We start from the raw sequence: 5694 nt of genomic DNA on the forward strand, positions 1-5694 counted from the left end.
AGCTGTTGTCTCGGCCACCACGTTGGTTGCAGCCCCTGCGGTCATTGCCGGCAGCTACGGCGCAACTTCTGAAAGCGTGAAAACCGCTGCTGCTACCGGCAAAACCATTGTGGATGTTGCGGCTGAGGCCGGCTCTTTCACCACGTTGATCCAAGCCTTGGAGGCTGCCGACTTGGTGGAGGTACTGGCTGGGGAAGGCCCCTTCACCGTTTTTGCTCCCACCGACGAGGCCTTTGCAGCGCTGCCGGAAGGCACTTTGGAGAAGTTGCTCTTGCCGGAAAACCGTGAGCAATTGACCCAGATTCTCACCTACCATGTGGTGCCCGGCAAAGTTCTCTCCAACGATCTGAAAGCTGGGGAAGTGGTCACGGTCGAGGGATCCCCTGTGGAGATCTCTTTGGCTGATGGAGTCAAGGTCAACGATGCCAACGTGGTGACCGCGGATATCGAGGCCGTCAACGGCGTCATCCACGTCATCGACAAGGTGATCCTGCCCCCGCAGATCTAACCTGTCGGTAGGGAAGTTCTAGATCCTGCGGGGTCTAGTTCTCTGGCAGCCCCTGCCCCCGGTGGTGGGGGCTTTGTGTTGCAACTTAGGCCGACGACCCTCAAGGGATCCCTGACCTTGAGCTCTATAGGTCGATGCCGACGCTGGAAGCGTAGATCGCCTCCACCGACACGCCCGAGACCCGCTGCGGACGCACAATCATGTACTCATTGTCCATCTGCTTGGGCAAGGTGATGAACTCTTCGCCGCCCACCATCAGGTTGTTGATCAACTCTGTGTATTCTCTGGCCTCTTTGACCCGCACTTGCATGGTTTGTCCACCTTCCAGCATGATGTGGACAAGGTATCCGTCAGGTTTTCTGGCCATGGATGCTCCCGCTGGGTAACCGAAGGACGAAACGAGGGGTGTTCTTATGAACATTATTCCCCCTTTCGCGACCCCTAACCCACTCCTGACTCCGCCGTGAAATCTGGAATGGGGCTGCGCCAAACCGAATCTCAAGCCGTAGCATAGTGAAAGTGAAATGTGTCCATTTTAATCTTTCTCGCGCTCCATGCCCCATTTGCCTGATGTCTCTGCTGCCCACCGTGAGCTGGGGTGGAACGGAGTTCCTTCCACCCCGACCCACGCTGCCCAACCCTACCCTACCGTGAGGGATCCCAGCATCGCCCGTTCCGACCTCATTGCCGTTGGGGGAGCAGAGGACAAGGAAAAGGAATGCCACATCCTTTGGGAGTTCTTCCGCCGAGCGGGGGGAAGGTCGGCCCACATCACCATCGTGCCTGCGGCTTCTGGGATCCCGGCGGTGCTGGGGGAGGTCTACGCCAATATTTTTCAGCAGATGGGGGCGGCCAGCCTGCAGGTGCTGGATATCCGCAACCCGATGGAGGCGAGGGATCCCGATAACGTCGAGAAAATCCGCTCCTCCACCGGCATCTACTTCACGGGTGGGGATCAGGAGCGGCTGGCGGAGGTGCTGGCCCACAGCGAGTTGATGGAGGCCATTCGGCAGCAGTGGCAGCGAGGACAGACGGTGATTGCCGGAACCAGCGCCGGAGCTTCTGCCTTGGGACAGCAGATGATCTCCCGCGGCTACAGCGGGGAACCTCCCACGCCGGCAATTGTAACGGTGAAGACGGGCCTGGGCCTTTTGCCTCGCGTCATCATCGATCAGCACTTCCATCAGCGCAATCGCCTGGTGCGGTTGGTTACAGCGGTGGCCCACTACCCCCAGTGCCTGGGCATCGGCATCGATGAGAATACGGCGGTGGTGATCCAGGCCAACAATGTGATGGAGGTAATCGGCTTGGGCACGGTGACGATTGTGGACGGGACGCAACTGTACTCGACCGTTCAGGAGGCGGCAGCGGACGAGTATTTTCGGCTGCACAATGCCCGCCTTCACTTTTTGCCGCCGGGATCCCGATTTGATCTCAACACGTTGACTCCGCTGTGACCGGTGAAAACTTTGTCTCGCCAAGGCGGCTGGATTGGCGCAACCTCAACGCCCTCTGGGGATCCCTGTTGGCCGAGACCCTGAGCCGGCTGGGCTGTCGCCTGGCGGTGGTGTGCCCGGGATCCCGCTCTGCCCCCCTCACCTATGCCCTGGCGCAGCATCCGGAGATCGAGGCCATTCCGGTGCTGGATGAGCGGTCGGCGGCCTTTTTTGCCCTCGGCTTGGCCCAGCGAACTCGGCAGCCCATCCCTCTGGTGTGTACTTCCGGCAGCGCCGGCGCCCATTTTTTCCCGGCTCTCCTTGAGGCAGCCGAAAGTGGGTTTTCCCTGTTGATCCTGACGGCGGATCGGCCCCCAGAGCTGCGCCACTGCCGCGCCGGGCAGACTATCGACCAGGTGAAGCTCTACGGTCACTACCCCAACTGGCAAGCGGAATTGGCCCTGCCCAGCGCGGAGCCAGAAGCCCTGGCCTATCTCCGCCAAGCCCTGGTTCACGCCTGGGAGCGCACGCTTTACCCCTTTCCCGGCCCTGTGCATTTGAATGTGCCCTTGCGAGATCCCCTAGCTCCCGTTGCCGATGGCAGCACTGCGCCCCTGGTTCATTTGCAGGAAGATCCGGAGTTTGAGAAGACCTTTTTCCGCGGGGTTATCCCCCCATCTGGCCTGGCTGCCGGTTCTGCGTTCGCGTCAACAGCTTCCTTTTGGCAGGAGTGGCGCGGCTGTGAGCGGGGGGTGATCTTGGCGGGGCCGGCCCAACCGGCGGATCCCCAGCGTTATGCAGAAGCGGTGGCCCGCTTGGCGCTGGCCCTGGGCTGGCCGGTGTTGGCGGAGGGACTCTCCCCTCTGCGCAACTACGCTTCCCTCAACCCCCATCTCATCACCACCTATGACCTCCTCCTGCAGCAGGATGGCCCCCAGCTCTGGCCGGAACAAGTCATCCAACTGGGATCCCTGCCCACCAGCAAAGCGCTGCGGCAAACCCTGGCCAAAGCTCGCCCCCGCACCTGGCTGCTCGATCCCCGGCCCGAGAACGGGGATCCTCTGCACAACCCCACCACCCATTTGCCCTTTGCTGTGGAAGAGCTGGCCGCCGGGATCCCGGAAGCAACATTCAAAACTCCAGCCCCCCGAACAGCTTTTCTGCAGGGCTGGCTGACAGCCGAAGCGCAAATCCGCGCCACCCTAGACCAGACCATGGCTGACCTGCCGGAGTGGTTTGAGGGCAAGATCGCCTGGTGGCTGGCCCACCACCTGCCGCCGGAGACGCCCCTGGTGATTGCCAACAGCACGCCGGTGCGGGATGTGGAGTGGTTTTGGCCGCCCAACGACCGCCGCATCCGGCCCTACTTCAACCGCGGCACCAACGGCATTGACGGCATTCTCTCGACCGCCTTCGGGGTGGCCCACCGCCATCGGCCAACAGTGCTGCTGACCGGGGATCTGGCCTTTTTGCACGACTGCGGCGGCCTGCGGCTTAGCCCTTGCCTGCAGGGATCCCTGACTATCCTCCTCATCAACAACCGGGGGGGTGGGATTTTCGAGCTGCTGCCCATTGCTGAGGCGGGCCCACCCTTTGAGCCCTACTTCGCCACTCCCCAGGCGGTGGATTTTGCCCTCCTCTGCCAGGCCCATGGCATTCCCCACCGGCGGCTAGAGACGTGGGAAGAGCTGGCCCAAGCCTTGGATCCCTTGCCCGCCCAAGGGGTGCGAGTGTTGGAGATCCTCACCGATCGGAAAGCCGATGCTCAGCGGCGGCGGGAGTGGTTTCAGCAGTGGTCTGTTCTGCCATCCAGGCTTTAACCCGCTCCCAGATCTGCTCCGGCAGATCCTCAGCCTCGCAGTCTAGCCACTGGATCCCTGGCATGGCCCGAAACCAGGTCATCTGCCGCTTGGCAAACTGGCGGGTGCGCCGCACAATCAAAGGCTGCAGCTCCGCCTCTGGGATCCGCCCTTCTAGGTAAGCGCCGATCTCCGCATAGCCCAAAGTTTGCAAGAGGGGCAAGTCCGGCCCATAGCGCTCCCGCAGAGTTTTTACCTCTTCGATCCACCCCCTCTCCATCATCTCCGCCGTGCGCCGGGCAATACGTTGTTCCAGACGGGGCATCGAGCAGCGCAGCCCCAAGATCAAGATGGGGTAGTGGGGAGGATGGGCCTGCCGTAGGCAAGAGGCCGGTTTCCCGGTGGTGTAAATAATTTCCAAGGCCCGCAGGGTGCGCACTTCATCATGAGAGTGGATCTGCCGAGCGGCCACGGGATCCAACTGCTGCAGCCAGGCGTAGCGGATCTCGGGCGGCCAAGTTTCCAATTGAGCGCGCAACTGGGGCTGAGGGGGAACTGCCGGGATCTCCAGCCCTGCAGTGATGGATTGGATGTAAAGCCCCGTCCCCCCCACCAGAATGGGAGTCTGTCCCTGCCGATGGGCCTCGGCAATGCGGGCTTGGGCCGCTCGTTGGAACTCGGCCACGGTGTAGGTGTGGCGGGGATCCACAAAGTCAATCAACTCGTGGGGCCAAAGGGCCCGCTCGGCGGGAGTGGGCTTGGCGGTGCCGATGTCGAACTCCCGGTACACCTGGCGAGAGTCGGCGTTTAACAGCGGGGATCCCAGCCGTTGGGCCAGCAGCAGCGCCTGGCGCGACTTGCCGGTGGCGGTGGGGCCAGCAATGACGACGAGCCCCGGCCCTGCGGTCGAGGAGGGAGGTTCTCGGCAGTCGCGCCCATTTGGAGACCGGTTTTGATCCATCCGCTGTCGGCAAGAAAGTTCACCCAGGGCAGCAGATTAAAATTTTCAAAGAACCCTAGCGCTGTGGATAAAATAGGACATCCATAGCCTCTATTGTCTTCCCGGCTCTTCGAATTTCCCCGTGATCTCATCTTACGTCTCTGCTTCCGTTGCCGTGTTGGGCGGGGCGCAGCCTCGATTTGAGCTGCCCCCTGTCAAACTCCTTCTCTTGTTGCTGCGGGCCTCGGCACGGCGAGGGCTGGCCGGCCTTGGCAGGGCCCTCGGAGCCGGTATCCTGGCGGCGCTGCTGGCGTGGGAACCGCGCCCTGCCTTGGCGGAAGTTTTGGTGCTCAAGCAGGGAGAAGTGCGCACTCTGCCCCTATTGCAAACGCGGGCCCGACTGCCCCTACAAATGGAAATGCTCTATTTGGGCATGGTGGAGGAGCGCTTCTTGAGCTACGCCCGCGCCAACAATTGGGAGACCATTGCTAGCGACCGCGAGGATCCCCGCTGGAGCCGCTGGCAACTGCGCCCAGGCGGTGAGGCCATCTACCTGCCGGATGCCCCTTCATCGCGGGATCCCTCAGAGCCCCCCCTCTACGCCCGCGGGTTTTATGTGCAAGCCTATTTTGTCGGCGGACGCTTGGCGGGGATGCACCTGATTCATAACCCGGAAGAGCCGGGCTTCAATTTGAGGCAACTGCAAAGGCTTGTTCGCGCTTGGTTCCCCGATAACCGCTTGATGTTGCACTACCAGGTGCTGCCGGAGGATCCCGACCGGCAGGTGCTGGGCGCCTACTGGGGCACCATCCCTTCTCCTTACCTTGCTGACATTCAGCGCAACAGCCGCCTGCCCTTTTGCCAAGTTTTTTTCAGCCCTACCTCGCCTCAGCCAATCGTTCCCACCTCTGCACCTCCGCATTGCCTCAGCCAGACTGCCGTAGAGGATGGTGCAGCCCCTGCGGCTGCCCAGAAGAAGACCGCCGCTCTGCGCTAGAATTTCGAGCCCGT

The 5694-nt window shown here is 62.0% G+C and carries 6 protein-coding genes; 4 read left to right on the forward strand and 2 right to left on the reverse strand.

Translation table 11 applies throughout. The features are described 5' to 3' along the window. Window positions 1-22: 22 nt before the first annotated feature. Window positions 23-508 (forward strand): fasciclin domain-containing protein, encoded by a 486-nt coding sequence (locus NW857_RS03840; RefSeq protein WP_414348855.1) that lies wholly within the window; start codon window positions 23-25, stop codon window positions 506-508. Window positions 509-632: 124 nt separating this feature from the next. Here the strand turns inward: NW857_RS03840 and NW857_RS03845 are convergent, their stop codons facing one another. Beyond that, window positions 633-875 (reverse strand): hypothetical protein, encoded by a 243-nt coding sequence (locus NW857_RS03845; protein WP_011433628.1) that lies wholly within the window; start codon window positions 873-875, stop codon window positions 633-635. A gap of 187 nt (window positions 876-1062) precedes the next feature. On the opposite strand from NW857_RS03845, the gene NW857_RS03850 reads away from it, so the two are divergent. Together NW857_RS03850 and menD are read left to right on the forward strand one after the other, a co-directional pair. Beyond that, window positions 1063-1965 carry a cyanophycinase gene (locus NW857_RS03850; RefSeq protein ID WP_414367994.1) on the forward strand — a complete coding sequence of 301 codons (903 nt, stop codon included), beginning with the start codon at window positions 1063-1065 and terminating at the stop codon, window positions 1963-1965. After that, on the forward strand, window positions 1962-3764 hold the full coding sequence (menD, locus tag NW857_RS03855) for a 2-succinyl-5-enolpyruvyl-6-hydroxy-3-cyclohexene-1-carboxylic-acid synthase (RefSeq protein WP_414367997.1): 1803 nt from the start codon (window positions 1962-1964) through the stop codon (window positions 3762-3764). Before NW857_RS03850 ends, menD begins: the two co-directional genes overlap by 4 nt. On the opposite strand, the gene miaA is transcribed toward menD, so the two are convergent. Further along, window positions 3688-4704 (reverse strand): tRNA (adenosine(37)-N6)-dimethylallyltransferase MiaA, encoded by a 1017-nt coding sequence (gene miaA, locus NW857_RS03860; RefSeq protein ID WP_414332715.1) that lies wholly within the window; start codon window positions 4702-4704, stop codon window positions 3688-3690. The two genes, menD and miaA, sit on opposite strands and share 77 nt — an antisense overlap. Window positions 4705-4825: 121 nt before the next feature. Between miaA and NW857_RS03865 the strand changes: the two genes are divergently transcribed. After that, window positions 4826-5680, forward strand: coding sequence for a hypothetical protein (locus NW857_RS03865; RefSeq protein ID WP_414332714.1), 855 nt, complete (start codon window positions 4826-4828; stop codon window positions 5678-5680). Window positions 5681-5694: the final 14 nt, after the last annotated feature.

Origin of the sequence: Synechococcus sp. H55.9 (assembly GCF_047462355.1) — a bacterium.
Classification (GTDB): domain Bacteria; phylum Cyanobacteriota; class Cyanobacteriia; order Thermostichales; family Thermostichaceae; genus Thermostichus.